Consider the following 25,948-nt stretch of genomic DNA (forward strand, 5'->3'; position numbering starts at 1 on the left):
TCCGAGTTCTTAATATTAAAGTCGCCATTCGGCGGCTTTTTTTATAATGATCGGAAGAGTGAATTGACATTCATCCGGTCAAGCGATGTAGGTTGCGGCAATGGTGATCTGACAGCACAAATTGCAGCTGCGGGAACACAGATAACAGGTATAGATTTTTCAGAGGAGACAATTAGGCAAGCGAGACAAAAATACCCGGATATGAACATTCAAGTAGCTTAGCCGTTCAAGCCAGGTATCAGAAAGTGGTTGAATAGCTTCGCTGAGTATTTATTCACGGGCATCATGCTTGCAGAAGAGGAAGTTATTATGGATACTGTTGAGAAGAAGGTACAGCCTCAACTAATGCGGGATGGACAGTGGTATCTGGACAGAAGCCGACTGCGAGTCGTAGCTATTAAGGAATAGGGGAATATGGGATGAAAATGGACAAACCCAAGATTCAGGAGCAGTTACTCGAACAAGAAACCATTGCATTCCTCGAATCCAAAGTCGAGTACAAACACAAATTAATTGAGAATATCACACTGGATCATCAAGAAGCGACCAAGGTTTCCTTTGAAAATGTTGTTTTTAGACATGTGACGATCTCGGAGTCTACGCTGGAACAATTTGAATTCACAGATGTTCGGTTTGAACACTGTGACTTCTCCAATGTCAATCTCTCAAGTGCATTCATGCACCGGACCGAATGGCATAACTGCAAGTTTGTCGGAACTGATTTGTCCAATAGCCGATTGCAAAATGTCAGTTTCCTTCATGGCGTAGGAGACTACAGCAATTTCCGCTTTGCCCATCTCAAACAGGTCTCCTTCTCGGAATGTACCTTGATTGGTGCGGACTTCGCCTATCTGGCACTGCAAAAAATGGAGTTCAATCAATGTAATATCGACCAAGCTTCGATGACGGGGACCAAAATGAAGGATTTGGATCTTAGCGATTGCCAATTTGATTCCTTGATATTAACCATGGAAGACCTCAATGGTTGTGTGATCTCACCCCATCAAGCCGCAACATTTGTAGGATTAATGGGCATCATTATCAAATAAATGACATGAACGTATTCATGGGGTTGCCAAGGTAGTAGAAGTGTGTATAATTGGAGACACATTAGAATAAAAACAGGTTTTCTAGGGTTCCGCGAGCGCATGTGTCGGTCTGGTCCGAGAGAAAACCCGCAACCTGTTGGTTGTGCCACGGAGGGATAAAAGCCTGGGAGATGAACTGCGATATGCAGTTTGTTTCCCGGGCTTTTTTTATTTTTCCGCTAATGTACCCATACTGGGTGTGATAAATGAATTAGAGAAAGGGTGTTACAGGTATGAATAAAACCTGGATGTCGGTAGTGATTGCTGCTGTGTTTGAAGTGGGTTGGGTCATTGGACTAAAACACGCTAGTGGCTTGCTGGAGTGGGGGCTGACTCTGGTTGCAATTATCATTAGTTTCTCCTTGATGATTGCGGCTTCACGGACACTGCCCGTGGGAACCGTGTATGCAGTATTCGTTGGCCTGGGTACCGCTGGCACGGTACTTGCAGAGATTATTTTGTTTAATGCGCCTGTCCAAGCCGCAAAAATGGTACTCATTGGTGTACTCTTGCTCGGCGTAATCGGACTTAAAATGCTGAGCAAAGAGAAGAATAAGGAGGTGCAGCTATAATGAACTGGGTATTTCTTATCTTGGCAGGGGTATTTGAGATGATTGGAGTGCTTATGATAAACAAGTTGCACAAAGACCGTAATCTAATTTCACTGGTTCTATTGGTGGCTGGGTTTGGTTTGAGCTTTATATTCCTATCTCTGGCGATGAAAACTCTTCCGATGGGAACAGCATATGCCGTGTGGACGGGAATAGGCGCCTCAGGCGGTGCCATTCTGGGCATGGTGTTTTACGGGGAACCTCGAAATGCCCTAAGAATTCTGTTTATTGCCATGGTGCTCGGATCGGCAGTAGGTCTCAAATTGGTCAGTTGAACAAGTGAAAATAAAAAGATAATGTACAGATTACGATTTTAATGTTATCCTTATACGTTACGTGTTAAATAAAAGATACGTCTTATTGATAGATGTGCGTAAATGAAGGAGACAACATGACATTTAAGGACTTGAATATTATCCCCCCCATTTTGGAAGGGTTAAGCAAAGCAAACTATACTAATCCTACGCCTATACAGGAACAGGCAATTCCAGCGGTATTAGCGGGCAGAGACCTGCTGGGATGTGCACAGACAGGAACAGGCAAGACGGCAGCATTCTCGGTGCCAATCATTCAATTATTAAGCGAACGATCCAAAGGGCCAAAGTCCGCAAGACATATTCGCTCATTGATTTTAACGCCGACAAGAGAGCTGGCTATTCAGATCGCGGATAACATCAAGGTATATAGCCGGTATACGGACATCCGTTGTACGGCTATCGTTGGTGGTGTTTCACAAAAAGTGCAAGAGCGTGCACTGAATCAAGGTGCTGATATTATTATTGCAACACCAGGCAGATTGAACGATCTGATCAACCAGAAGCGTATTGACCTGAAGATGGTTGAGATTCTCGTTCTGGATGAAGCGGACCGGATGTTGGACATGGGCTTCATTCATGATGTGAAAAGAATCATCGCCAAGATGCCGAACAAAAAGCAGACGCTTTTCTTCTCGGCTACGATGCCTCCTGAGATCACCAAAATGGTTAAAACCTTGCTGGTTGATCCAGTCAAAGTAGAAATCACGCCTGTATCTTCAACGGTAGAACGCATTGAGCAGTCTATATATTTGCTGGAAAATGGCAAGAAGCAGCATATGTTGAATCAGATTTTGGAAGATAAATCCATTGTATCCGCACTGGTGTTCACACGCACGAAGCGCGGCGCTGACCGGGTTACACGAGATTTGGCCAAAGTGAATGTTACAGCACAGGCCATTCATGGTAACAAGTCTCAGAACGAGCGACAACGGGCATTGAACAATTTCAAGAGCGGGGCAACACGTGTATTGGTTGCGACGGATATTGCAGCACGAGGAATTGATGTGGAGGAACTGACCCATGTTATTAACTTCAACCTGCCAAATATCCCGGAAACTTACGTTCACCGCATTGGTCGTACAGGCCGAGCAGGCAAAAGCGGGATGGCAATCTCGTTCTGCGAGAAGGATGAACTTCCGTTCCTGAAGGATATCGAGAAAGTGATCAAGAAGACGATTCCTGAAGTGAAAGGTCATCCGTATCCGATGACAGGTGTGCCTGTGTTTGATAAAACCAGCAAAGCACCAGGCAGTAAACCTTCGTTCAACAAATCGGCTGCAGGCAAACCGGCGAAGTCCAAAGCGAACCCGGCACGCAAGCCCAAATCCGAATGGTTTGCCAAGAGTGGTAAAGCAAACAGTAGTCGATCCAATGACAGCAGATCTAATAGCAGTAGAACAAGCAGCAGCAAATCCAGCAGTAGCCAATTTAATCGCAGCAGCAAAACAAGGAACGATCGAGCCAATTAAGTCCTTGATTAAATCCAATGAAACCTTCTCCACGATGTGGAGGAGGTTTTATTATGTGAAGCAAGCTTATTTACATACGAACTTACATTCGGTATTATTATATCGTTCATTGGTGAAAGGGAGGTACGAACTTGAAGGATGCGATGATTAAATACAGTTTGAATAAGAATGGTGCGACGAAGGAGTACCCTTTTGGACCTGATCCTGTAGTCATTAAGGTCGGAGGGAAAATGTTCGCGTTACTTTTCGAAGACAAAGAAGAAAATGGTCTATTGAACTTGAAGTGTGATCCTATTATTGCAGAGAACCTGAGAGAGCAGCATGAAGCGGTTCGACCAGGATATCATATGAACAAAAAGCACTGGAATACCATTACGCTCAATGGTTCAATGTCGGAAGAGGATATTATGGTCATGATCGATCACTCTTATGAAGTGGTTGTCAAAACTCTTCCGAAAAAAGTTCGGGAATCACTGGCCAAATAAGAAGAAAGAACACAACTTTCTCTACACGTCATTCATCATGTCATTGACATTTAAAAGGTGGGTGAAAAAGGCTCATGGTCTGCTTCTCTAACAGAATGAATATCCTATGAAAATGAAGACATATTTGAAGTCCATGTGGTTCCGTTACCTTGGCAATAAGCAAGATCGAACGGCCATCATCAACGTGGCATCCCTTATCATCAACGCTTTGATCGGTATAGGCAAGTTAATTCTGGGGATATATCTACTTTCCGGATGGTTTATTACGAATGCTGTATATTATCTGATTCTGTGTGTGGCGAAAGGCCAAGTGCTTCAACAATATATAGTTGCCAAGAGGATGGAGTCTTCAGAAGAAAGATATACATTGGAGCTTACGGTATATAAGCGTGGAGGTCTGTTCCTGTGTTTACTGGGCGTGTCCTATTCACTGGTCTGCCTGCGAATGTATCTGATCGGCGATGCCTTCATATACGAGGGTATCATCGTGTATATCGTAGCTACAGTCGCTTTTACCAAGCTGGCTTTTGCCGTGTATGGCACCTGGGCTAACCGTCATCTTCATAACCCGATTATCTCTACATTAAAAATGATTAACTTCACCGATGCCATGGTGTCCATCGTGGTCACCCAAGCGACACTGCTCACCATGCAAGCCTCACCTCTTGCATTAAAAACCAGTAGTTTGTTTGGCATGGGGTGCAGCGTTTTATTTTGTCTGATGGGGGTCTGGATGATGTTCCACAAGAAGAAGGAAAAAAGCGCGGATCCAAACCGATCTCCTGGCACTGAATGCTAACATTGAAGCATCAAGGGCAGGGGAAGGTAATTCTGGTCCACGTTTGATCATGTTGATCAATACATATCGAATGCACATGACGGAAAAGACGAGTGTTAAAGGAGTGATCTCTATGGATCAACAACAACAATTGGTAATGGTACAACGGATGCGTGAAAATGACGTCGGCACAGGCGCTGCCCTTCAACCGAGTACCGCGTATGCCGTTAAGGTGGAAGCAGTCTTGATTCCTACGACAGAAGGCGATACACGTGTACTGGTGTATACACCGGATAAGAAACGATCAACACCACTGCCGGTCTTCTTCAATATGCATGGAGGTGGTTTCATCTTGGGACAAGCGGAGATGGATGATCCCTGGTGTCGCCTGATCGCTGATCGTGCTGATTGTGTGGTCATGAATATTGATTACAGCCTTGCACCAGAGCATAAATTTCCAACCGCTGTGCATGAATGCTATGACGTTGTACAGTGGGTCCACGCCAATTCGGAATCTTTTTCGGTTAACCCTACTCTCTTCGCCATTGGAGGACATAGTGCAGGTGGTAATCTTGCTGCAGCAGTGTGCTTGTTGAATCAGCAACGTGGAAGCGAACTGCCGATTGTTCTTCAGGTTATCGATTATGCCGTGTTGGACGTGGCCACAGATCCGGCCGAGAAGCCGAGTTTTGAAGAAGCTATTCCAGCCGATATCGCCAGAACGTTCAACGCCATGTACCTTAAAACGCCGGAAGATGCCCATGACCCGTTAGCTTCACCTGTACTCGCAAAATTATTACAGGAACTCCCGGAAGCATTGATTATTACCGCGGAGAAAGATTCACTAGCGCAAGAAGCAAGAACATATGCAGCAAGGCTTGAAGCGAGCGGTGTGAAGGTGACGCTTAAGGAGTACGAGGGCGCCGCTCATGGATTTACACATTTTGGAGATCTCCAGATGGCAGAGGATGCCTGGTATCGGATGAGTGACAAGATCAGAGAAGCATTTTCCAAATCACTTGGATCAGAATGACGTAAAAAGTTATCTATAGATACTACCTTGAAGTCGCCTAATGGCGGCTTTTTTTTGCTTATCTGTTAAGTTGGTTCAATCCGTTGGTGAAACCAAGCTTCTGAGCTTGCGGTTAAGATAATAAAATAGATTAGGACCGTTCTTAAGATTATAACGATATCGTTAAGGGTAAGAGTTGTTAATTAGCGGAAATAATGACCAATACCAGGAGGTTAATGATATGAACCAAAGTAACAGTTCATCCGATATCGCGATTCTTGGCATGGGAACGGCTCTGCCTGCTCACGCCGTAGCGCAGTCAGATATTGCGGAACTGATCGCTTCCTCTCTTCAGGATCGTCCAGATTTGGCCCGTTTTGCTAAGCGAATATTCAAGTCTTGTGGTGTTGAAACACGATATACGGTGGAACCGAGCTATCTAGGTTCGCTGGAAGAGTGCCGTTATCTGCCTTCTGGTGATGTATCAGACATCCCGACAACCGAAGAACGAATGAATACATACAAGCGAGAGGCGCTTCCGCTTGGCATCAAGGCGGCTGAGAAAGCCCTAAAGGATTCAGGCGTATCTCCTAAGAGCATCACGCATATCATTACGGTCAGCTGCACCGGCCAATACCTGCCGGGTCTGGACGTTATGCTCATCCGTCATTTGGGTTTGTCTGCTCGTGTCAATCGACTGCCGTTGATTTTTCAGGGTTGTGCGGCAGGCTTGAAAGCCATTCAGATGGCACGAGATGTCGTGCAGGGTGCTCCCGGATCACAGGTTCTTGTAGTCTGTGTGGAGTTGTGTACACTTCATTTTCAGCCTGTTCAAGATCGGGAAGCGTTGTTTGCAGCTTCATTCTTTGGAGATGCGGCTTCTTCATGTGTGGTCGGTACGCCCGAACCTCAACACACGGATGTTCTGAGTCTGGGAACCGGTTATTCTGTTCTTCTTCCGGATTCGACTGAAGACATGACCTGGGAGGTCGGGAACCTGGGGTATGATCTGTATCTGTCACCTCGTATCCCGAAGCTGCTCGGTGTTCATCTGGAAGAGGAACTACGTCTGTTACTGCAAAGTGACCAGCTTCCTGAACTATGGGCTATCCATCCAGGAGGACGGGGAATTGTGGATTCTGTGCAGGATGTGATGAAGCTGAGAGATGAGCAAACGAAGTACAGCAGGGATATCCTGAGAACGTTTGGTAACTTGTCATCCAATACGATCCTGTTTGTACTGAATGCGATGCGTGAGGACATGAAGGCACAGGATCAATCAACCACAGATGGTGTAGCTATGGCATTTGGACCGGGACTCACCGCGGAGTTGATGAAATTTACTTACGTACCATCATTATCTTCAGTGATCGAGGAGCCGGATCATGTCCTTCTTTAGAACATTGTCTATACGGGCCCAGGAAGATGAGCTGATGGACGACTTCTCTCTGGGTGGGGAGGAGCTCCGTGAAGCACTTAGACATCTGAGACGCCTTAACAAAATATTTGCTGCACCTGGCCCGACGCTGGCTGGTGTGGAGAAGTTATGGAACTCAGTCGGTAAGCCGAATAAGCTGACCCTACTGGATGTGGGGGCAGGTTCAGGAGATGTGAACCAGAAACTACTGCAATGGGCGGATCGTCAGGGCGTTCAGCTGGAAATTACGCTAGTCGATCTGACGGAAGAGGCGTGTGAGGAAGCGAGGCAACTATTCCGTGACGAACCCCGAGTCCGCGTGCAACGTGCTGATCTTACAGAACTGCCGGATGCTTCCGCAGATATCGTGACAGGTTCCCAATTTGTGCATCATTTTGACGGAGATCAGCTGGTTGATATGGTTTCTCATATGATACGAGCATCCAGGTACGGTGTCGTCATTAATGATATTCACCGTCATCCTGTATCCTATAAGGCGGTCTGGATTACAACACGCATGATCTCGCGCAATCGATACATTCGTCATGATGGACCCCTTTCCGTCGCCAAAGGATTTACAGGGAGAGATTGGAAGGAACTTAAACAACGGTTGAATCATGATTCGATGACTTATGAATGGAAGCCTTTATTCCGTTACTCTGTTGTTATCCCCACAAAAGGCAGGTGATCTTACGTGTCGAAATCAATAGATGTCATCATTGTCGGAGCTGGAATTGCCGGCAGTACCTGTGCAATCCAATTGGCAGGGCAAGGCCATCGGACGCTTTTGTTAGACCGGCAGGAGTTTCCGCGTCACAAAACCTGCGGTGAGTTTATGTCACCAGAAACCAAGGAGATGCTGGAGGTTCTGGACATACACCTTCTGGATCAAGCCAAGAAACCCAGCACCATGGATCATGCCAAAATCATTATGCAGCAAGGCGGAGTGATTGAAGCACCGCTGCCGGGGTTCGCTTATGGGATAAGTCGATATGAGCTGGACCAGATTTTGCATCAGAAGGCCTTGGACGCAGGAGCCCAGATCTTTACGAAAGCGACCATAATCAGCATTGAACAACTCGAGGATGCCAGTTATGAGGTGGAGGTGAAACAGGGAGACGAGCGGATTCAATATAAGGCAAAAGCCGTCATCGGTGCACATGGTACCAAAAAGCCGCGCGGAATGGCTTCCGACCCAGATCTGCGAGATCAAACCGTATATGTCGGCGTTAAATCCCACTTCAGCGGAATTGAAATTCCCGCGCGGGTGGAGTTATATTTTTGCGAAGGTGGTTATGTGGGGATTTCCCCGATTGAGGACGGCACTGTGAATGTCGCCGCATTGTTGACGCTGGATACTGTGCAGGGAAGCGGAAAGTCTGTGAACGATATTTTGCAGGCGGCATCGCTGACGAATGTGAGCTTGGCAGCTCGGTTAGCGGAAGGTAGTCCAGTAGAGGGAACACAGGTGTCGATTGCACCGCTGCATCTGTCCAATATACCTGAGCCATGGTCTGAGTATCCGCACATTGGTGATGCGATGCTGATGATTCCTCCGCTGTGCGGAGACGGGATGTCCATTGCGCTACGTTCCTCGCTTTTATGCGCCCGCTGGACTGATAAATATCTTCGAGGTGATATTGAGCATGCCGATTGGCAGAGTAATTATATGCTGGAAGCGAGCCGCGAATTCACCCAATTGCTCAGGCGGGCAAGAAGAATTCAGAAGCTGGCTTTTGCCAAAACCAATAAATTCTATCCTGGTCTGGCCCGGATGATACCCGGTCTGGCCGCTTATGTCGTGAAGGCTACACGGTTATCCGAGATGAATGCAGTGCGCTAAAAGACGGATATTTTGTCCAATACTTATGTGGAAGAGGTTGCTGATGGCGGCCTCTTTTTTGGGTATCTAATCATTAAATTTGTAGAGACAGTTTGGAAATTCGGTAAATGCTCGTATAATAGAATCTAATGTAATGATAGAGAGTTAATTCAGATGAAATGTCGGGAGGCACTATTTAAGATGAACTATTCATTTTCCAATCGTATTGCAGCACTGCAACCATCTATTATTCGTGAGATCCTGAAGGCTTCTTCGGGTCAAAATGTCATTCCGTTCTCTGCGGGAAATCCCGCTCCAGAGACGTTCCCTATTGAGGCGATTCGTACGTTTACCCAAACTATTCTGGAACAGGACCCGATCACGGCTCTGCAATACGGAATTACGGAAGGTTATGTTCCTTTGCGGGAAGCATTGACTGAACATCTGAAGACAGGATTTGATACGGGGAAGGCATCCGATCAATTGTTCATCGTATCTGGAGCACAGCAGGGCATTGAACTTGCCTGTAAAGTGTTCTGTAATGAGGGTGACACGATTATCTGTGAGAGCCCAAGCTTCATCGGTTCTTTGAACTCCTTCCGGGCATCCGGTGCGAAGCTTGCGGGTGTTCCGATGGAGATGGACGGTATGGATATCGAGAAGCTGGAACAGGCACTGCAAACAGAGCCCAATGTAAAACTGATCTACGTGATCCCAAGCTTTCAGAATCCGACCGGTGTGACGACGAGCCTGGAGAAACGTAAAGCCATATACGAACTGGCGAAGAAGTATGGCGTTATGATTCTGGAAGATAATCCGTACGGAGAACTTCGATTTAATGGAGATGATGTACCGACCATCAAGTCTATGGATGATGAAGGTCTGGTCATCTATGTTGGATCATTCTCCAAAATTCTATCGGCGGGACTGCGCGTCGGTTTTGTACAAGCTCCACATGAAGTGGTAGAGAAGATGGTTGTCGCCAAACAGGGAGAAGACGTACATACGGCTATGCTTCCACAGATTCTGGCATACAAGTTCATGACAGAGTATGACTACGCAGGGCACATTAACAGCATCCGTGAGGTCTATCGGAGAAAAGCAACATTGATGATGGACAAGCTGCAAGAGCATATGGGTGAGTCCATTACCTATACTCAACCGGACGGTGGACTGTTCCTCTGGTGTGATCTGCCAGCGCATGTGCCAATGCTTGATTATGCCAAGACTGCAGCAGCCCAGGGGGTTGCGGTTGTACCGGGAAATGCTTTCCTGGTGAACGAGCAAGACCCTTGTAATGCCATCAGACTTAATTTTTCAACGCCGTCAGACGAACAGATTGTGAAAGGTGTTGAGATTTTAGGTCGGGTTTTGAAAGGCTATACCGTTTAAAATATTTCAATGCGATATATCTACGAAAAGCCGCCAATTGGCGGCTTTTTTTGGTCTTTTATCGTTCTTAATTATCAATGAGGGCACTTAATTCTGCCTGAAATACCTTTTGATTCTTCTGGTTGAATGTACTCAGCAGCACGGTAACAATCCCATTACCTTTACGTCTGGGAAGCAGGTCAATGACTTCAGCAATCACATGAAGTTCATCTTCAGGAAAAACAGGCTTCAGGAATTGAATGTTGTTCATGCCGGTTCCCGCGACAACATGCTCTCCATAGATCCCGACCTCAATCCATAGCTTGAAGGAGATATTCATCGTCTGCATGCCAGAAGCAATCAAACTGCCGAAGCGGCCCTGGGTGGCCTTTGCTTCATCCAAATGCATGTACTGTGGATCATAGATTTTGGCAAAATCAATAATATCGCTCTTGGATAATGCCAAGGATTTTGTTTCGTAGCGCTGACCTATTACATATTCACTGAATTTCATGAAGGCACCTCGGGTTCTTTAATATGTTTTTTCGCAGTCGACGCTCTGGAAAGAGACATGACTGGATTGACGTGATAAAATGCTAGTGAACGATCTCGTGTGAATTATTGTCATATTGAAATAAACGGATGAAACTGTCTTTGAGGAGTATATATCATGATAACGATTAAAGATGTCGCCAAGATGGCTGGTGTAGCCAGTTCAACCGTATCTTGCGTACTCAACGATAAAGGTAATGTGAGTGAGCCAACAAGGCAGAGAGTGCTCGCAGCAGCAAGCCAGCTCAATTACGTGAAGAACGGCCCTGCATCTGAAATGAAGCGGCAGAGTACACAAACGATTGGTGTAATTGTCCATGACATGTCCAGTCCGTATTTCTCCGATTTGGTGAATGGAATACAGTCCATCGCGATGAGCCATGGATACGATATGATCGTGTGCAGCTCCTTGGGTGGAGAGAAGTCGACAGCCCATCGTTACATTCGTGAAAGAAGAATAGACGGAGCTATTGTCATCGCTCAAAATATTGAAGATCAGTTGCTCATCGAGGCATCTGAAGCAGGATTTCCGATTGTCGTCATGGATCGGAATCTGGATGCTCAACATATTGTAAAGGTTTTGATGAGTGATACGCAAGGTGGGTACCTGGCTACCCGTTATCTGATCGATAAAGGACATCGGACGATCGCCTATATTAGCGGCCCGGCTCATTCGGAATGTAATCTGGATCGATATCAAGGTTATCTCAATGCCATGGCAGAGGCAGGCATCGAAGAGAAGCCGGAATGGAAAATCGGCGGACAATACATGAAGCAAGATGGCTACCATGCAGCCAAGAAACTGCTCGAAGGAGAATTGCCATCCGCTGTATTTTTTGCAAATGATGAAATGGCCTTTGGCGGTTTGGAAGCCTTCAGAGAACATGGGATTGCAGTACCTGAACAGTTATCCGTAATTGGTTTTGACAACATCCCGGCATCGCAGTATGTGCATCCACCTCTGACCACGTTTCGGCAACCGAAGACGGATGCTGGCCAGCTTGCGGGTCATGTTCTCTTCCAACTGTTAAATGGAGAGTCTGTTGAGACGTTATATACACTGGACATCCAATGTGTGGAACGTGATTCCGTTCGGCTCCTCAACCTGAGTTGAGGAGTTTTTTTCGTTCAATAGAATTTTAAATGTTCAAAAAGAAAGGAGTGAGGCGATTTATGCATAATAATAAAGACGAGAGATTCTTGCATAGGAAATAAATGGAGGGTGATTAGATGGGCGTACCCACGTTTCTGGAGACAGGCCATATGGAAGAAGGTTTTCCCATTCGGGTGATTCATACAGGTGATCAGTTTAATTATGCTGCGCACTGGCATGATGAGGTTGAATTGGTTGTTGTTAATGGAAAGAGCGCACGAATTGGCGTGAATGACCATGTCCGTGAGTTGGCGCAAGGTGATGTGCTGCTGATCAAACCCGGAGATGTACATTGCTTTTTGCCAGGGACCGAACACTTAACGATTATCTTGTTCCGCCTCGAATTGTTAACTGGAAGCTTCACGACTGAAGCCGAAATACAGGATCTTGGCGAACTTTTCAACAAAACAACCGTTATACCCTCAAATGCGGGAAGTCGCAGCAACGTGGTTCAGTATATAGATGCCATCATTGCCGAGAAAAAAAATCGAAAGCCCGGATATCGATGGTTAATGGTTTCCCGGTTGTATGATCTCATGGTTCTTTTGTTACGTACAAAGCCCCCCGTGACGGATCAACTCACGGCTTCAGGGTGGCCTTGTACCTCGTCCAAAAAATTTGAATTCCTCGAATCGGTCTGTGAATATCTGGAGGATCATTATGCTGAACCGATCAAGCTGGAACAGGTCGCGGAACATATTAAATTCAGCAAGTTCCATGTCTGCAAGTTGTTCAAAGAGATCAAAGGAGTGACACTGATGGAATATTTGAATCATTTTCGAATTATCAAATCCGAGTGGGCGTTATTGTTCCGTCAGGATTCCATTTTGGATATAGCGATCGGCCATGGGTTCAACAATGTGAACTCCTATAATCGACTTTTCAAAAAATATAATGACTGCACACCCTCCGAATTTCGCAAGAAGCACCGTACGAATATCACAAAATATGAAGGGTAATGCACAATATTTGTGGAGAAAGCCCTCTCCGAAATCAATATACTCTAATAAAATGTAAGCGTTTCCTTTTAGAAGGAGGGGGCATATGAAGAAGTGGTTTAAGCCAACTATTGTGTTCGTATGTGTAGCGATGTTGTTAACGGGTTGTCAGCTCAGTCCGTCCAATCCAAGCAAGCAGCAGGAAATTACCGTGTGGAGTTTTACGGATGAAGCAGAATATGCCATCGAGAAATTCGAGCAGAAATATCCGGACATCAAAGTGAACTTTGTCAACATCCCCGGCAACTTCTATATCACCAAGCTTAAATCTGCGCTCCAGACAACTTCCAAAGCTCCAGATGTATTTATGATTGAAAATGCCAATATTCGAGAACTGATTGACGTTCCATATCTGGAGAATTTATCGGCTTCGCCGTATAACGCCAATGATCTAATTCAACAACAATATGCTTTTGTGCAGGCCAATGAAAAGGACAGTGAGGGGAATGTCAGAGCTATAGGTTATCAAGGAACACCTGGGGGCATCTATTATCGTAGGGATCTGGCGAAGAAATATCTGGGTACCGATGACCCTGAGAAGGTGGGTTCACAGATCGATACTTGGGAGAAGATCTTCGAGATTGGTGAACAGGTTCAGCAAAGTAGCGGGAATAAAGTACATGCATTGGCGAACTGGAATGCCATATCGAACTCATATGACGGTATACCCTGGGTGAAGGATGGCAAGCTCGTCATCGATCCAACCTATATGGAGGTGCTGGATCTGGTGCGTGAAGCACGTGAGCGACATGTACTTGCCGAGTATGAAGATGGAAGTGCCGGTTACGCTGCATCCATGCAAAAAGGAGAGGTCATGTTCTATCCCGGGGCAACTTGGGGTTTGCAATATACGTTCAAGGCGAACGCTCCGGATACCGAAGGCATGTGGGGCTTGGCCCAGGGACCGTCAGCCTTTAGTGCAGGTGGAACCTATATCGCGATGTACAGTAAAAGTGAGAAAAAGGATCTGGCCTGGAAGTTTATTGAGTTCTATAATTTTGACCACGACTTTCTGTCCGAGTTAGCGAAAGAGCAGGATTATTTTACTAGCAACATGGTTGTGAATGATGAACTTGCGCCATCGCTCTCATCGCCTTATTTGGGAGGGCAGAAGCATTTTGAGTTTTTCTCAGTGGCCGCAAAGCGGGTTCCTGTATATGAGCGCACCAAATATGATGCAACGATTAACAATGATATCTACAAAAATGTACTTCAGTTGTATCTCAATCAGGACATTCAGACCAAAGATGAAGCAGTGAAGCGAATCAAACGTGATGTCGCCTTGAGATTTCCGGAGCTGGAAGTGGAGTAGCTTAGAAGCAAGCGAACGGTTGGACACATCCGATGATAACTGGGGGGACAGAATATGTTTGCCAAAACGATTCGAAAGGACCATTACGGCTACTATTTCATTGCTCCGTTCTTTATTATTTTTACCATTTTCGGACTCTACCCCATTTTGTATTCGCTCTATATCAGTTTCACCAACTTTGATGGAATCACGACACCTGATTTTGTAGGGATGGGTAACTATGTGGCTGTACTACAAGATCCGTTATTCTACAAAACCTTGTTTAATACGTTATTCATCTGGGGAGTCTCCGTGGTTCCGCAGCTCACGATCTCACTCGTGTTAGCTTTTATTTTGAACGACAAGCTGCTCAAAGGGCGGGACTTTTTCAGAGCTGTATACTTTTTCCCGAATATCGTTACGGCTGCATCACTCGGGTTGCTTGTCAGCCTGATCTTTGACTGGCAGTCCGGGGGACTGAATCATTTTTTGATGCAGATGGGTATTATTCAAGATCCAATTAATTGGAAAAACGACCCGTGGTTTATGCGGTTGATTGTGTCCTCCATCTTGTTTTTCCAGTACTTCGGTTATTCCATGGTCATCTACCTTGCTGGTCTTCAGGGCATTGATCCGTCGTTGCTGGAAGCTGCCCAGATGGATGGAGCGAAAAAGAAACATATTTTCATTCATATCATCGTGCCGATGCTCCGCCCAATTATTCTGTTTCAGATGATTACATCCATTATTGGTGGCATCCAGATTTTCGATCAGCCATTCACACTAACCAACGGCAATGGCGGTCCTGACCGAGCAGCCATGACGAGCATTATGTATCTCTATAATGTAGCATTCCAGAGCACACGATTTGGTTACGGCGCTGCCATAGCATTTTGCCTGTTTATTATCATCATATTGTTGTCCGTTGCATCCTTCATCATGACCAAGCGGAAGAGCCGTTCATAGGGAGGGGAGTTCTTATGCAAACTGCAAAATCAGTTGAACAACCAAATGCGGCGATTCAGCAATATGCCAATACAAGGGGGCTGACGGCAGGCAAAATCATCATCTATCTGTTGCTGACAGGTCTTGCCGTGCTCTGCATTATTCCATTTTATCTGATGCTTATCTATTCAACACATAACAATGCAACGATTGCTTCAACGTTCACCTTTCTTCCCGGATCATTTTTAGTCGATAATTATATGAATATGGTATCGAAAATCAACATTTGGCGTGGGTTTGCCAATAGTATTTTCATTGCTGGAACATCGACCGTGCTATCTCTATATATTGGTGCTTTGACGGCATATGGTTTTGCCAAATTTAAATTCAAAGGGCGGAACTGGTTGTTCCTGTTTCTGTTAGCGACCATGATGGTACCGGGCCAACTGGCCTTGATTGGTGTATATCGACTATTCAGTATGTTGGGGCTTCTGGACAGTTATGCCGCGATTATTTTGCCTGCTGCAGCTAACGCCTTTAATGTATTCTTTATCAAGCAGTTCATGGAGAGCAGCATCCCGGATGAGATTATTGAATCTGCGCGGGTGGACAGTGCTGGCGAGTTCAGAACGTTCAATCAGATTGTACTGCCCATTCTGGGGCCGGCGATCTCGGCCCTCGGTATATTCACGTTTATCGGTTCGTGGAATAATTTTCTTACACCGCTCGTTCTATTTTTCTCTCTGGATAAATACCCACTTCCGGTACTGGTTGCGCTAGTACAAGGATACTATGGGATGGATTATGGACTCTTGTATTTGGGTGTTGCGATCTCCATCTTGCCTATTATTATTGTATTCTCCGTGTTTTCCAAACAGATTATCGGAAGTGTTGCCCTGGGAGCGGTGAAAGGATAGTTGAATAGCATTCTATATCATAAGGGGCGTCCATAGTGGGCGGCTCTTTTGCTGTTCATTATTTTGCGTATATATCCCATCTTATAAGTAAAGGATATCTTTAACTGTGAATATCTGGACGGAATATGCACGGAAAGGGGAGGGGGAGGCGTTATGGACACATCAGGAATAACACAACAAGACCTGCCGCTAACCGGATCTCTTGCTGTTAATCAAGAAATGTTGCGCACCGTTTTTGCAGGTTGCTCGGACGTTGTATTTCATAACTTCCAAACCGTGTGCAATAGTTCAGCCCTATGCGTATATTGTGTTGGTTTATGCGATACGGAGCGGCTCGAACGACAGGTGCTTACGCCTCTTCAGGAAAAAGGAATCGAAGCTCCGCAAGTCCCTTTGGCTTCCATTAAGAATGTGGATACAACCGCTCTGGCGGTACAGGCCATATTAGAGGGAGAGGCTCTCTTACTGCTGGAAGGTTCTTCAGTTGGAACAGTATACCCGCTATATCAAGCAGCAAATCGTTCAACGGAGGAACCGCTGGCTGAATCAACAGTACGCGGTGCACGGGATGGATTTACAGAATCGTTGACTATGAATATGTCCTTACTCCGTAAACGTATCAAAACACCTGCATTAAAAATTCATACACGTAGCATGGGAGATCGCACGAACACCAGTATTTCACTTGTCTATATGGAAGGCATTATTGATCCTAAACTGGTAGAGGAAGTGGAGATACGACTTAAGGATCTAAAACTTCGAGACGTACTGGAGAGCCAGTATATTGAGGAAGGCATTGTGGATCAGCGATATTCACCATTTCCACAGATGATTGCGACAGAGCGTCCGGATGTCGTTGCTTCCAACTTGCTGGAAGGTCGTTTTGCTATTCTCGTTGACGGAACACCGTTCACCCTTATTGCGCCAGTGACCATTTTTTCGATGTTACAATCACCGGAAGATTATTATCAAAATGTGTTTATGAGTGTTTTCGTACGCTGGCTGCGATACGTTTTCTTTGTTCTATCCATGCTGCTTCCATCGGCTTATGTAGCGATTACGACATTTCATCAGGAGATGATTCCTACCGTATTGCTTCTCAGTATTGCCCGGGCAAGAGAAGAGATCCCTTTTCCGGCACTGGTGGAAGCGCTCATTATGGAAATAGCCTTTGAAGCATTGCGTGAGGCTGGCGTCCGATTACCGAAGCAGGTCGGATCAGCCGTCAGTATCGTAGGCGCATTAATTATTGGGCAAGCGGCGACGAGTGCAGGAATTGTATCAGCCCCCATGATTATCATAGTAGCGATTACCGGCATCGCCTCCTTTATGATCCCTCGCTACGCAGCCAGCATCGCGACCCGATTACTACGTTTTCCCATGATGTTTCTGGCGGGAACGCTGGGACTCACGGGTGTCATGCTGGGAGTTATCTTGGTTGTCATTCATCTGAGCAGTCTTCGTTCGTTTGGAACACCTTATCTATCTCCGGTAGCACCTACAATGGCCAAGGAACTTAAGGATGTATGGTGGCGCCCGACACCACGGAACAAGCCACGCTGAAACAATCGATACGCAAGCAACCAAGGGAGCGAGATTACACATGCTAACTGACAAAGGAAGAATATCGGAGACTCAATTGGCATTCATGATCTTTCCTGCCATTCTCGCAACAGCCATATTGTCTGTACCTGGAATTACAATGCACTATGCAGGGCATGACATGTGGATGACTCCAATTATAGGTTCTATCGTTGGGTTGGCTGCCATTGGTATCTCCGTTGGTCTCGATCGTCTGTATCCCGGAAAAACCCTCATACAATCCAGTGTGCTGATTGCAGGTCGGATTCCGGGCAAGTTATTAGGTCTGGTATATATCGCTTTCTTGCCCCATCTGACAGGCTTGATTATTCGGGAATACGGTGAGTTCATTGTCAATAATGCACTCCCAAGTACACCTTTGTTCATTGTGATGGGTACCATGGTTGTTGTGTGTGCGATTAATGTGAGGCTGGGGATTGAAGTGGTCGGACGAACCTCTCAGGTTTTTGTCACCCTCGTGATCGTGTTGCTTAGTCTAATCTTTATCCTGTTGATTGGAGAACTTAACCCAGCTGAATTATTCCCTTTCATGGAGAAAGGACCTATTCCCATTATTACAGGGGCCGCTGCACCTGCTGCATGGTTTAGCGAATATATCGTGCTGGCTTTTCTGCTACCTTATGTGAATCATAAAAAACGAACAACCCGGGTCATGTTGGGTTCCCTTGTGTTGACGACAACTGCAATGACGGTTACCAATCTGTTTTGCCTGTTTTTGATTGGTGATTTGACAGATACATTCGTGTTTCCGGTCATGATCGCAGCAAGATACATAACCATTGCGGACTTTCTGCAACATATCGAGTCCCTTATTATTGCAGTCTGGATTTTCGGTATTTTCGTTAAAATTTCTGTTTTTCTATATATTTTTGCTACATCAACAGCGGAATGGTTCGGTATGAAGGACTACAAACCCGTTGTTGTTCCGCTTTCATTTCTGTGCATGGTATTTGCTTACTGGGTTGTATCCGGAGGATCGGGTATGTCCAGTCTGGTTAGCGCTTCAGCCAACTTGTACACGATCAGCATTTTATTAATCCTTCCGGCGCTGATATATGGTATTGCATGGTTGAAGAAGGGATGGACGCAATTCCGAAAGAATCGAGCTTGATGGGGGGAAGGGCACATGCGAATATGCAGAGCAATCATAATGCCAATATTGTGTTGTGTGCTTTTAAGTGGATGCTGGGATCGCATTGAAATTAATGATTTGGCCATCGTGCTGGCTACAGGGATCGATTACGAAGATGGCAAAGTACAATTAACTTCACAGATTTTCATTCCGCGGAAGGCCGGTGGAGGAGAGAGTAGTGGAGGTGGGGGCAGTCCGAGTGGAGTTACGTTGATTCGAACAGCGGAAGGGCGAAACATTGCCGAGGCGCTGAATCGGTTGCAACGGAAAGTCCCGCGTAATATGTTCTGGGGGCACTGTGAAGTCATTATTATTAGTGAACAAGCCGGGAAACGCGGAATTCGTGAATACATCGATTTCTTCCTGCGCTATCCCCAGTTCAGGGAGCATGCATACGTTTTTTCGAGTGAGAAGGCTGCCAAGGATATTCTTGCCTTGCTGGACCCGCTAGAGAGAAGTTCCGCTGAGTCGCTGCGTGAGATGGCCAATCTGAAGTTGGGTACACGTGTCACTGCCCTTGAACTGGCTAAATCTATTGAAGGTCCGAGCAGTTCTGCCATTTTGTCTCGCATGTTAATCTTACCCCCAGAGCCCGATCAGGATAAACTGACTACCACGCCATATGTGAAAGGTCTGAGCTTATATAAGAAGGATCGTTATGTCAAGACGGTTAAAGAACCCCTAAGCGTAGGTGTATTACTATTCGCAAAAGAGCTGAACAACATTATTATGCCAGTGGAAATTAAACCGCTAGAGGGCTCTTTCTCGATCAGACTCATTGAGAACAAAACCACCTTGAAACCGCGAATTGTAAACCAGCATTGGAGCATGAAGGTGGATATCCAAACCAATGGAGAAGTAGTGTTAAATACAACCGATGGCAACCTGACCGATCCAGCTGTACTCACTCAATTGGAAAAGGCATGGTCTGCCAAGCTCACATCTCTGGCTCATGATGCGCTTCATATGTCACAGAAGGAGCTACGCTCAGATCTCTTTCAATTTGCAGTGGAATTCCGCAGATATCATCCTAAGCTATGGAAAGAGCAGGAGAAGAACTGGGAAACCATCTATCCTGAACTGGATGTGGAAGTCAAGGTGGATGCACACGTGATACGTACGGGAAAATCAACCGGACCACAAGGGATACCGAATGAGGACGAAAGTTGAACAGAAATGTGCTCCCTGCCTTAGGCTGAAAGAGTGGAAGAGAGGTGATTGTATGAAGTTGGGCTCAATCCTTGGGATTCTGATGCTGGCGACAGCGATAGTATATGGAGAGTGGAGGAGTAGCAAAGAGAAGAGAGCCAGAATAGTGACTGCAGGAATTACTGCTGTAGCGGCAGGAATTGGTATCATTCTTCTCTTCCAGCCCCGCTTGCCTGGACCGACTCAGATTGTAAAGCTTGTATTTGGAAGTGTGGATAAACTTATGAAATAAAAAGATAGAGAAGAAGGACCAAGTCACTGATAATCAGAGACTTGGTCCTTTTTTACTTTAAGTGAGCGTTACGTCTAGCTAAAAAGATGACTATTCTTTAATGACAGAAGCGTTCACGGCATCTTCCATCTTCGTATTGTAAGAACGGAACAGACCCAGGCGCCAGAAGGCAGCACCTTTGAGATCATAACGTTTGGCAAGACCGAGCTTATCATCAACGGAGGAGGGTGTTTCACTGCTTAGACTGATACCAAGCAGCAACTTATTCTTCGGGACACCAGCTTGAAGAGCTAGCTGAATCGCCTGATCCACAAGGCTATTTGGTTCGGGTACCTGAGATTTGGTGCCAACGGGATTATACTGATAGGCCATAATGATCAGATCATCTGCGATGGAGGCAAGTGTTTTGTAATCATATCCTTTATAAGCACTGTTCAGCGGCGGTACCGCCAGAGATAAAGCTGTGTCTTGGGGCAAGGAGCTTCTTAATTGCTTCACGTAAGCATTGAGCAGTTTCTGTTGTTCTACCGCATCCAGTTTAAAGCCCAGTCCTTCAAAATCCAGAACAACTCCGCCAAAACCATGCTCTGCTACCGCACCAGTTATACCTTCAATCGATTTCTGCCGCAGGGTGCTGTCACTCAACACTTTGGTCAGTTCGCCGTTTCCGTCCAACGCATACACCATGAGCTGTGGCTGGATCTGCTGATCCGCTGCGTCAGCAACGATGGACTGAGGCGTAATATCACCCGCAGCAGCAGGGAGACGGTACTCATCCCCCTGGAGCGTAAACTGACCTTCACGATCAATGCGGCTCCAGCCAAAGGCTACGGAATTCATGGAAGGAATAAGATCCTTTTCTTGAAAGGATTGCAATGCATAGAAGGCTCTCAGGTGCATCTCGCGTTGTGGTGAGACAAGAGAGACCGTTTTGGTAGCCTGATTCCAGCTTGCACTTACGCCAAATTGATTACTAAAAGAACTGAGTGGAATGAGCACACGCCCTTCTCGCTGAACGGGTGCTGCAGCAAGTGTAACTTTTTTCCCATTGACGGTTGCTGTGGTGCTGCCAACTTGTAATAGTACCTCGGTAGTTTGCCCTTTCACCGTGTTCGTCGCTTTTACAGACTGTGATTTGCTGTTCCAGGTAATATCGATACCAAGGGCTTGTCCAACCGTTCGAAATGGAACATAAGTGACACCTTTATCAACTCTTGGAGCTGCATCGAACTTCAGGGGAACGTCATCCAAGTGTACTGTTATGGCGGGAGCAGCATAGGCTCCACCAATATTGTGGGTGCTTCCAAGAATAGAGAGAGCAATTACAGTAACCGCAGCAATTTTTCCTGCTCGTTTAATAAGCATGATTTGTGTCCTCCAACTCCGTACATAATAGTAGAATTTTGTTATGAACAGTAATCTAGTAATCTAGCATAACAAAATTTGCAAGTAGTTCCAATATTCAAATGAGATCCTAGTCATAACGGTAGCAGAAAAACGAATATACTTTACTATATATTGCGGAAGGAGTGTGCTTTTTGCCAAACTCTACGGGTTTAATTTACAATCCAACCTCGGGTGAGACCCAATCCACTCAACTCATTGTGACGTGCATTAATGATTCCCTTAATACTCCTGTCAGTATTGAGCTGGAAATTTTCAGATGGGACACCACTCAAACTACGCGTATACCTATAGGTCATGATCTGTTTGAATTACTTCCCCAAGCGACCCGAACCTTAATCTATCCATTGATTAATGCTGCTTTTTACGAGGTGCAAAGCGATTATTTTAGTGCTACAAGTACGGTCATTCATGTATATGGTGTTAACTCTACAGGTCAGATCATCCAGCGTGTGCTTCAATCGGAGATGACATTAATTGATCGATTCACAAATATCCCTTAAAGGAATTGAGGTGAGCAGATGGTAGTTGTGAATATTACCGGGGCTTTGGCAGGCAGTCAATTTGAACCTTCAATTGCAGTTAATACGCTGAACCCGAATATCATGTGCGTGGTAGCTGTGGATACCAGTACCGGGCCAACATTGACTGGTTTTTATCGTTCCATTAATGGAGGAAGTACCTGGTCCACCACGGTACTTCCTCAACCGGCAGGGTATACAGGAGCAGAGGCGCCTACGATAGACTATACGTTTCCGAATACGTTTATCGTTACCGTGCATTTGTTTAACGGGATCAATGATGGGACGATTGCGAGTTATACTTCATTTGATGATGGACTAACGTGGCAGCCACCGGTTATCGTCCAGGCGGGGTTCGGTACAATTGTTCATAATGATGAGCCTTACATAGCCGTTGACCGTTCTCCAGGTAGCCCCTATCGTGGCAATGCATATGTCGGATATACGCCGCTCGCGACAACTTCTTCCGCGATCTTTACGCAAAGGTCGCTCGACCAGGGGATCTCCTGGGAGCCGCCTGATCGACAGTCGAATCCCCGAGGAATACACGATCGAGCTGCGCTGGCTGTTGGATTCTCAGGTCAAGTCTATGCGGGATATATCATTACGGGTCCTGCCAGTCCATCCGCGTTATTACGTATTTCGTACGATGGGGGCATTACCTATCAACCTCTTCTTGAAAGACAGGCAACGTTTATTTCATCCGTAGTACCGGCACCTTCGCCTTTACCTGTGCCGAATTATGCTTTTCGAGTGCAGACCAACCTAAGTTTGGGAGCAGATATTTCCGTTGGACCTAACAGTGGAACCGTGTATGCGGTATGGAATGATGCGCGAGCTGGATATACCGATGTATTACTCAGTGAATCTCCTGATGGCCTCCTGTGGTCAGAGCCCATCAGTATTACAGGCGCGCCCCCGGGTACGCAGAATTTTTTCCCGTCGATAAGCGTATCACCCTTTGCTGGGACGATCCGGGTTATTTATTACAGCAATCGAATTGACGGGTTCCTGCTCGATGTTTTTGTTGCAGAATCCTTTAATGGTGGCGCCAGCTTCACTAACCGTCGAATCACAACCACATCCTTTAATCCGAATGGCAACTCTCCGATGCCGACAGTGCTGATAGGAGACTATATTACTGCAGCTACAGTTAGTCCGGATAATCTCGCAGCAGTGTGGATGGCCACAACACCGCCAACAGGCAAGCTGGATGTTTATTTTGGTAACTGATTCAATGTAAATTGGAATACCCCATACTCTTAATCTATATGAACAAACAGATTAAGAGTATGGGGGTGGAGTGTTCATTTTAATCCGAAACGACAAATCCGTCGAAACTCTCTGGGCCAACTCGAACCGTTCCGAGCAGGTTGGTACTGATAAATGCGCTGTAGGTTAATTGGGGCACGATCGGTGTGTTAAAGTCATTGGCAGAGAAGACGATCACTTCAGGGTTAAGCAGACCGTTCAGACCATACGTGTAGTTTCCGGAGTAAACAATCGGATCGGTTGCAACTGTACCTCTTACAATAATAATCCGCACTTGAAATAGAGCAAGCGGTAATTGTACCGTTATGGTTCCTTTTAAGGAGACTCTCAGGTTGGGTCCGGCTCCAGCTGTTTGCAGACCAATCTGGCCGAATAACTGAGGCGTGTTAATCACTGGAATCGGTATGGAAATGGAATTAAACAGCGCAGCATTTTGTGATGATCTTGCATCCAGAAATTGTGTCAACGTATATACCTCCTATCCGTTCAGATAGAATAATATATTCATCGATTAGATATGTGTATGGACATTAGGTGCAGGGCTGGAAATATTAAAAACGAATCGACTGCCCAAGTGACTGGTTTCTTTAAGCCACACCACGCCACCCATTAATTCAGCGAGTTGTTTACAGATGGACAGACCCAGTCCTGCTCCTCCATACTTTCCAGAATCTCCATGAATTTGCGAATAGGATTTGAACAACAGATCCTGACGATCCTGCGGGATGCCGATGCCCGTATCCCTTATCTCGTAGGATACATGCAGGGTGCCTTCTGAATCAGCAGATACCTGAGTGGAGATACAAACTTCCCCTTTTTCAGTGAATTTAAGAGCATTTCCAACGAGGTTGATTAGAATCTGACGGACTTTTTGCTGATCGCCTAAAAGCATTAGATGATCATTAATATGGTATTCGGCATATAACTTGGTTCCATTTTTCTTAGCTTGAGAAGAAAACAACTGTAATACATGGTCAACTGTTTTAGTGACACTATAGGGACTGATTTCCAAAGAAATCGCGCCGGCTTCCATTTTAGAATAATCGAGAATTTGATCCATCATGGATAGAAGACTGGTGCCGCTTTCCTCGATGACATTAACATACAATGATTGATCCTCATTGAGTGTAGTAGATTGCAACAGGTTTGCCATGGCAAGAACACCATTCATTGGGGTTCGGATTTCGTGGCTGAGGATGGCAAGCAGATTTTTCTTCTCTTCCAGCATTTTCGCAGTAGTTTCTTCCGCACGTTTTAACTGCTGCAAGGTCGTTTCCATCTCTAGCAGACCCGTGAAAAAGGAAGACAAGGAGAGCAGCAAATCTATATCCTTCTGTTGGTAGGAATAGAAATCCTGATCAAATGAGCAGAGGGAGCCATAAATTTCTCCATTCTCATCATGTATAGGAACACCGACAAATGAACAACCACCTACGAATTCGGTTGCGTCCATATGTCTGGTTAATGGGTGAGTTAGATTATTATTGATTACTAACGGGCCTTGGGTATGTTCAGTCACAAGCGCACAGTACGACTCGGCGTTGTCAACGACTAGCCCTTCACCTAATATTAGTTTTTCACGATTATATACATTGAGAACTTTGGTTGATAGATGATCCAATTGGGCTATACAAAACGTATTTGCAGGAATGAGTCTGCTTGCCGTATCCATTACATTAGCAGCCGAATCATATAATTTATGTGAGACAATGGATAATACATCAATGAATTCTGTTTTCAACATATTGATTTGACGCCTCCTGATGGTAAAGATTTGTTATGTATTTGTATGTACCAGTATATATGAATACATGGAATAGGGCATACATGGTTTTGACAGTGGAAGACGGAAATGAGAAAATATAATGCTGTGGAACATGTATATATTAATAAAATGTTGGAGGCATAGCAATGAATCAGCGTTTTCGAATTACCCGATCCATGCAAGAAAACAATGCGGAGCAATCCATCTCCCTAGAAGAGTGCAAACTCTACTTTGCATCCAAACCCGATTTTACGTATTCAACAGTTCTTAACATTGTCGGAGCTGAGAGCACCATGTCCATCGATGGGGACTTTTTTATGTGGGACCTTGAAGGAACACAGATTGCCTTTCGTTTGTACATGGGAGATGTCTATGTGGCTATTTCTAACGAAGCTATTGTACCCAAAATGATTGAAATTGCAACAGATCTGCGTGCAGATATCGTTGAAGGATAACAGGAGTAGAGAACCGGACTTCGATAGAACGTATCAAGTTAGTCATCGTTTCCTTGGATATTCCTGTAAAAATGAGACTAAAGATTCATTTATATTCCATATGTTAGCTTGTAATATATGGAATATAAAT

At 45.5% G+C, this 25,948-nt stretch carries 28 protein-coding genes and 1 riboswitch; of the genes, 24 read left to right on the forward strand and 4 right to left on the reverse strand.

All coding sequences use genetic code 11. The features are described 5' to 3' along the window. Positions 1-63: 63 nt before the first annotated feature. The 12 genes from WFI24_RS08830 (at position 64) to WFI24_RS08885 (ending at position 10,391) form a co-directional block, all read left to right on the forward strand. Positions 64-222 carry a class I SAM-dependent methyltransferase gene (locus tag WFI24_RS08830; RefSeq protein ID WP_336759978.1) on the forward strand — a complete coding sequence of 53 codons (159 nt, stop codon included), beginning with the start codon at positions 64-66 and terminating at the stop codon, positions 220-222. A gap of 197 nt (positions 223-419) precedes the next feature. After that, on the forward strand, positions 420-1,049 hold the full coding sequence (locus WFI24_RS08835; RefSeq protein ID WP_336759979.1) for a pentapeptide repeat-containing protein: 630 nt from the start codon (positions 420-422) through the stop codon (positions 1,047-1,049). A 70-nt stretch (positions 1,050-1,119) separates the two neighbouring features. Then, a riboswitch (guanidine-I (ykkC/yxkD leader) is annotated at positions 1,120-1,221 on the forward strand. 100 nt (positions 1,222-1,321) lie between these two features. After that, positions 1,322-1,660, forward strand: coding sequence for a DMT family transporter (locus WFI24_RS08840; RefSeq protein ID WP_336759980.1), 339 nt, complete (start codon positions 1,322-1,324; stop codon positions 1,658-1,660). Next, positions 1,660-1,974 (forward strand): DMT family transporter, encoded by a 315-nt coding sequence (locus WFI24_RS08845; RefSeq protein WP_145317593.1) that lies wholly within the window; start codon positions 1,660-1,662, stop codon positions 1,972-1,974. The genes WFI24_RS08840 and WFI24_RS08845 overlap by 1 nt, the downstream gene beginning before the upstream one ends. 116 nt (positions 1,975-2,090) lie before the next feature. Further along, positions 2,091-3,485 (forward strand): DEAD/DEAH box helicase, encoded by a 1,395-nt coding sequence (locus tag WFI24_RS08850; RefSeq protein ID WP_336759983.1) that lies wholly within the window; start codon positions 2,091-2,093, stop codon positions 3,483-3,485. 131 nt (positions 3,486-3,616) lie between these two features. Then, the gene (locus WFI24_RS08855; protein WP_336759985.1) at positions 3,617-3,970 is read left to right on the forward strand and encodes an MmcQ/YjbR family DNA-binding protein; all 354 of its coding nucleotides are present in this window, start codon (positions 3,617-3,619) and stop codon (positions 3,968-3,970) included. A 106-nt stretch (positions 3,971-4,076) separates the two neighbouring features. Continuing rightward, positions 4,077-4,769, forward strand: coding sequence for a hypothetical protein (locus WFI24_RS08860; RefSeq protein ID WP_336759987.1), 693 nt, complete (start codon positions 4,077-4,079; stop codon positions 4,767-4,769). 112 nt (positions 4,770-4,881) lie between these two features. Further along, positions 4,882-5,781: an alpha/beta hydrolase gene (locus WFI24_RS08865; protein ID WP_336759989.1), complete on the forward strand. Its 900-nt coding sequence runs from the start codon at positions 4,882-4,884 to the stop codon at positions 5,779-5,781. A gap of 220 nt (positions 5,782-6,001) precedes the next feature. After that, on the forward strand, positions 6,002-7,159 hold the full coding sequence (locus tag WFI24_RS08870) for a type III polyketide synthase (protein WP_336759990.1): 1,158 nt from the start codon (positions 6,002-6,004) through the stop codon (positions 7,157-7,159). Continuing rightward, positions 7,146-7,865 carry a methyltransferase domain-containing protein gene (locus tag WFI24_RS08875; RefSeq protein WP_336759991.1) on the forward strand — a complete coding sequence of 240 codons (720 nt, stop codon included), beginning with the start codon at positions 7,146-7,148 and terminating at the stop codon, positions 7,863-7,865. The genes WFI24_RS08870 and WFI24_RS08875 overlap by 14 nt, the downstream gene beginning before the upstream one ends. A 6-nt stretch (positions 7,866-7,871) precedes the next feature. Beyond that, entirely contained in the window at positions 7,872-9,020 is a 1,149-nt protein-coding gene (locus WFI24_RS08880) for an NAD(P)/FAD-dependent oxidoreductase (protein ID WP_336759993.1), read from the forward strand. A 180-nt stretch (positions 9,021-9,200) separates the two neighbouring features. Beyond that, positions 9,201-10,391 (forward strand): aminotransferase-like domain-containing protein, encoded by a 1,191-nt coding sequence (locus tag WFI24_RS08885; protein WP_145317568.1) that lies wholly within the window; start codon positions 9,201-9,203, stop codon positions 10,389-10,391. Positions 10,392-10,458: 67 nt separating this feature from the next. Here WFI24_RS08885 and WFI24_RS08890 read toward each other — a convergent pair whose 3' ends face one another. Then, entirely contained in the window at positions 10,459-10,884 is a 426-nt protein-coding gene (locus WFI24_RS08890; RefSeq protein ID WP_145317565.1) for a MaoC family dehydratase, read from the reverse strand. A 156-nt stretch (positions 10,885-11,040) separates the two neighbouring features. Between WFI24_RS08890 and WFI24_RS08895 the strand changes: the two genes are divergently transcribed. The 9 genes from WFI24_RS08895 to WFI24_RS08935 all read left to right on the forward strand — a co-directional run bounded on the left by WFI24_RS08895 (position 11,041) and on the right by WFI24_RS08935 (position 20,401). After that, positions 11,041-12,036, forward strand: a complete 996-nt coding sequence (locus WFI24_RS08895) for a LacI family DNA-binding transcriptional regulator (RefSeq protein WP_336759998.1) — start codon at positions 11,041-11,043, stop codon at positions 12,034-12,036. A gap of 116 nt (positions 12,037-12,152) precedes the next feature. Beyond that, positions 12,153-13,034, forward strand: a complete 882-nt coding sequence (locus tag WFI24_RS08900) for an AraC family transcriptional regulator (protein ID WP_336760000.1) — start codon at positions 12,153-12,155, stop codon at positions 13,032-13,034. Between the two features lie 85 nt (positions 13,035-13,119). After that, positions 13,120-14,385, forward strand: coding sequence for an ABC transporter substrate-binding protein (locus WFI24_RS08905; protein ID WP_336760002.1), 1,266 nt, complete (start codon positions 13,120-13,122; stop codon positions 14,383-14,385). Between the two features lie 54 nt (positions 14,386-14,439). Then, positions 14,440-15,330 carry a carbohydrate ABC transporter permease gene (locus tag WFI24_RS08910; protein WP_336760004.1) on the forward strand — a complete coding sequence of 297 codons (891 nt, stop codon included), beginning with the start codon at positions 14,440-14,442 and terminating at the stop codon, positions 15,328-15,330. Between the two features lie 14 nt (positions 15,331-15,344). Further along, positions 15,345-16,226 (forward strand): carbohydrate ABC transporter permease, encoded by an 882-nt coding sequence (locus tag WFI24_RS08915; RefSeq protein ID WP_145317551.1) that lies wholly within the window; start codon positions 15,345-15,347, stop codon positions 16,224-16,226. 153 nt (positions 16,227-16,379) lie between these two features. Further along, positions 16,380-17,789: a spore germination protein gene (locus WFI24_RS08920; RefSeq protein ID WP_336760005.1), complete on the forward strand. Its 1,410-nt coding sequence runs from the start codon at positions 16,380-16,382 to the stop codon at positions 17,787-17,789. Between the two features lie 40 nt (positions 17,790-17,829). After that, positions 17,830-18,939 carry a GerAB/ArcD/ProY family transporter gene (locus WFI24_RS08925; protein WP_336760007.1) on the forward strand — a complete coding sequence of 370 codons (1,110 nt, stop codon included), beginning with the start codon at positions 17,830-17,832 and terminating at the stop codon, positions 18,937-18,939. Between the two features lie 15 nt (positions 18,940-18,954). Beyond that, a complete protein-coding gene (locus tag WFI24_RS08930) occupies positions 18,955-20,130 on the forward strand; it encodes a Ger(x)C family spore germination protein (protein WP_336760009.1) in 1,176 nt (391 codons plus the stop codon). A 52-nt stretch (positions 20,131-20,182) separates the two neighbouring features. Beyond that, positions 20,183-20,401, forward strand: coding sequence for a hypothetical protein (locus WFI24_RS08935; RefSeq protein ID WP_336760011.1), 219 nt, complete (start codon positions 20,183-20,185; stop codon positions 20,399-20,401). 90 nt (positions 20,402-20,491) lie between these two features. Here the strand turns inward: WFI24_RS08935 and WFI24_RS08940 are convergent, their stop codons facing one another. Next, positions 20,492-21,766, reverse strand: a complete 1,275-nt coding sequence (locus tag WFI24_RS08940; protein WP_336760013.1) for a stalk domain-containing protein — start codon at positions 21,764-21,766, stop codon at positions 20,492-20,494. A 173-nt stretch (positions 21,767-21,939) separates the two neighbouring features. Between WFI24_RS08940 and WFI24_RS08945 the strand changes: the two genes are divergently transcribed. After that, a complete protein-coding gene (locus tag WFI24_RS08945; protein WP_336760014.1) occupies positions 21,940-22,308 on the forward strand; it encodes a hypothetical protein in 369 nt (122 codons plus the stop codon). A gap of 18 nt (positions 22,309-22,326) precedes the next feature. Beyond that, on the forward strand, positions 22,327-23,559 hold the full coding sequence (locus WFI24_RS08950; protein WP_336760015.1) for a sialidase family protein: 1,233 nt from the start codon (positions 22,327-22,329) through the stop codon (positions 23,557-23,559). Between the two features lie 79 nt (positions 23,560-23,638). On the opposite strand, the gene WFI24_RS08955 is transcribed toward WFI24_RS08950, so the two are convergent. Further along, a complete protein-coding gene (locus tag WFI24_RS08955) occupies positions 23,639-24,064 on the reverse strand; it encodes a hypothetical protein (RefSeq protein WP_145317541.1) in 426 nt (141 codons plus the stop codon). A 45-nt stretch (positions 24,065-24,109) separates the two neighbouring features. Continuing rightward, positions 24,110-25,342, reverse strand: a complete 1,233-nt coding sequence (locus WFI24_RS08960) for a GAF domain-containing sensor histidine kinase (protein WP_336760016.1) — start codon at positions 25,340-25,342, stop codon at positions 24,110-24,112. Between the two features lie 167 nt (positions 25,343-25,509). Between WFI24_RS08960 and WFI24_RS08965 the strand changes: the two genes are divergently transcribed. Next, positions 25,510-25,818 (forward strand): hypothetical protein, encoded by a 309-nt coding sequence (locus WFI24_RS08965; protein ID WP_145317535.1) that lies wholly within the window; start codon positions 25,510-25,512, stop codon positions 25,816-25,818. Positions 25,819-25,948: the final 130 nt, after the last annotated feature.

Origin of the sequence: Paenibacillus sp. USHLN196, from assembly GCF_037144955.1 — a bacterium.
Lineage (GTDB): Bacteria > Bacillota > Bacilli > Paenibacillales > Paenibacillaceae > Paenibacillus > Paenibacillus xylanexedens_C.

Excerpts from the sequence above, each read along its gene's own strand:
- WFI24_RS08905 (WP_336760002.1), top strand. The coding sequence starts at position 13,120 with ATGAAGAAGTGGTTTAAGCCAACTATTGTGTTCGTATGTGTAGCGATG.
- WFI24_RS08865 (WP_336759989.1), top strand. The coding sequence starts at position 4,882 with ATGGATCAACAACAACAATTGGTAATGGTACAACGGATGCGTGAAAAT.
- WFI24_RS08920 (WP_336760005.1), top strand. The coding sequence starts at position 16,380 with ATGGACACATCAGGAATAACACAACAAGACCTGCCGCTAACCGGATCT.
- WFI24_RS08935 (WP_336760011.1), top strand. The coding sequence starts at position 20,183 with ATGAAGTTGGGCTCAATCCTTGGGATTCTGATGCTGGCGACAGCGATA.
- WFI24_RS08900 (WP_336760000.1), top strand. The coding sequence starts at position 12,153 with ATGGGCGTACCCACGTTTCTGGAGACAGGCCATATGGAAGAAGGTTTT.
- WFI24_RS08965 (WP_145317535.1), top strand. The coding sequence starts at position 25,510 with ATGAATCAGCGTTTTCGAATTACCCGATCCATGCAAGAAAACAATGCG.
- WFI24_RS08870 (WP_336759990.1), top strand. The coding sequence starts at position 6,002 with ATGAACCAAAGTAACAGTTCATCCGATATCGCGATTCTTGGCATGGGA.
- WFI24_RS08895 (WP_336759998.1), top strand. The coding sequence starts at position 11,041 with ATGATAACGATTAAAGATGTCGCCAAGATGGCTGGTGTAGCCAGTTCA.
- WFI24_RS08950 (WP_336760015.1), top strand. The coding sequence starts at position 22,327 with ATGGTAGTTGTGAATATTACCGGGGCTTTGGCAGGCAGTCAATTTGAA.
- WFI24_RS08925 (WP_336760007.1), top strand. The coding sequence starts at position 17,830 with ATGCTAACTGACAAAGGAAGAATATCGGAGACTCAATTGGCATTCATG.
- WFI24_RS08890 (WP_145317565.1), bottom strand. The coding sequence starts at position 10,884 with ATGAAATTCAGTGAATATGTAATAGGTCAGCGCTACGAAACAAAATCC.
- WFI24_RS08915 (WP_145317551.1), top strand. The coding sequence starts at position 15,345 with ATGCAAACTGCAAAATCAGTTGAACAACCAAATGCGGCGATTCAGCAA.
- WFI24_RS08850 (WP_336759983.1), top strand. The coding sequence starts at position 2,091 with ATGACATTTAAGGACTTGAATATTATCCCCCCCATTTTGGAAGGGTTA.
- WFI24_RS08835 (WP_336759979.1), top strand. The coding sequence starts at position 420 with ATGAAAATGGACAAACCCAAGATTCAGGAGCAGTTACTCGAACAAGAA.
- WFI24_RS08875 (WP_336759991.1), top strand. The coding sequence starts at position 7,146 with ATGTCCTTCTTTAGAACATTGTCTATACGGGCCCAGGAAGATGAGCTG.
- WFI24_RS08930 (WP_336760009.1), top strand. The coding sequence starts at position 18,955 with ATGCGAATATGCAGAGCAATCATAATGCCAATATTGTGTTGTGTGCTT.
- WFI24_RS08885 (WP_145317568.1), top strand. The coding sequence starts at position 9,201 with ATGAACTATTCATTTTCCAATCGTATTGCAGCACTGCAACCATCTATT.
- WFI24_RS08910 (WP_336760004.1), top strand. The coding sequence starts at position 14,440 with ATGTTTGCCAAAACGATTCGAAAGGACCATTACGGCTACTATTTCATT.
- WFI24_RS08940 (WP_336760013.1), bottom strand. The coding sequence starts at position 21,766 with ATGCTTATTAAACGAGCAGGAAAAATTGCTGCGGTTACTGTAATTGCT.
- WFI24_RS08845 (WP_145317593.1), top strand. The coding sequence starts at position 1,660 with ATGAACTGGGTATTTCTTATCTTGGCAGGGGTATTTGAGATGATTGGA.
- WFI24_RS08960 (WP_336760016.1), bottom strand. The coding sequence starts at position 25,342 with ATGTTGAAAACAGAATTCATTGATGTATTATCCATTGTCTCACATAAA.
- WFI24_RS08840 (WP_336759980.1), top strand. The coding sequence starts at position 1,322 with ATGAATAAAACCTGGATGTCGGTAGTGATTGCTGCTGTGTTTGAAGTG.
- WFI24_RS08860 (WP_336759987.1), top strand. The coding sequence starts at position 4,077 with ATGAAAATGAAGACATATTTGAAGTCCATGTGGTTCCGTTACCTTGGC.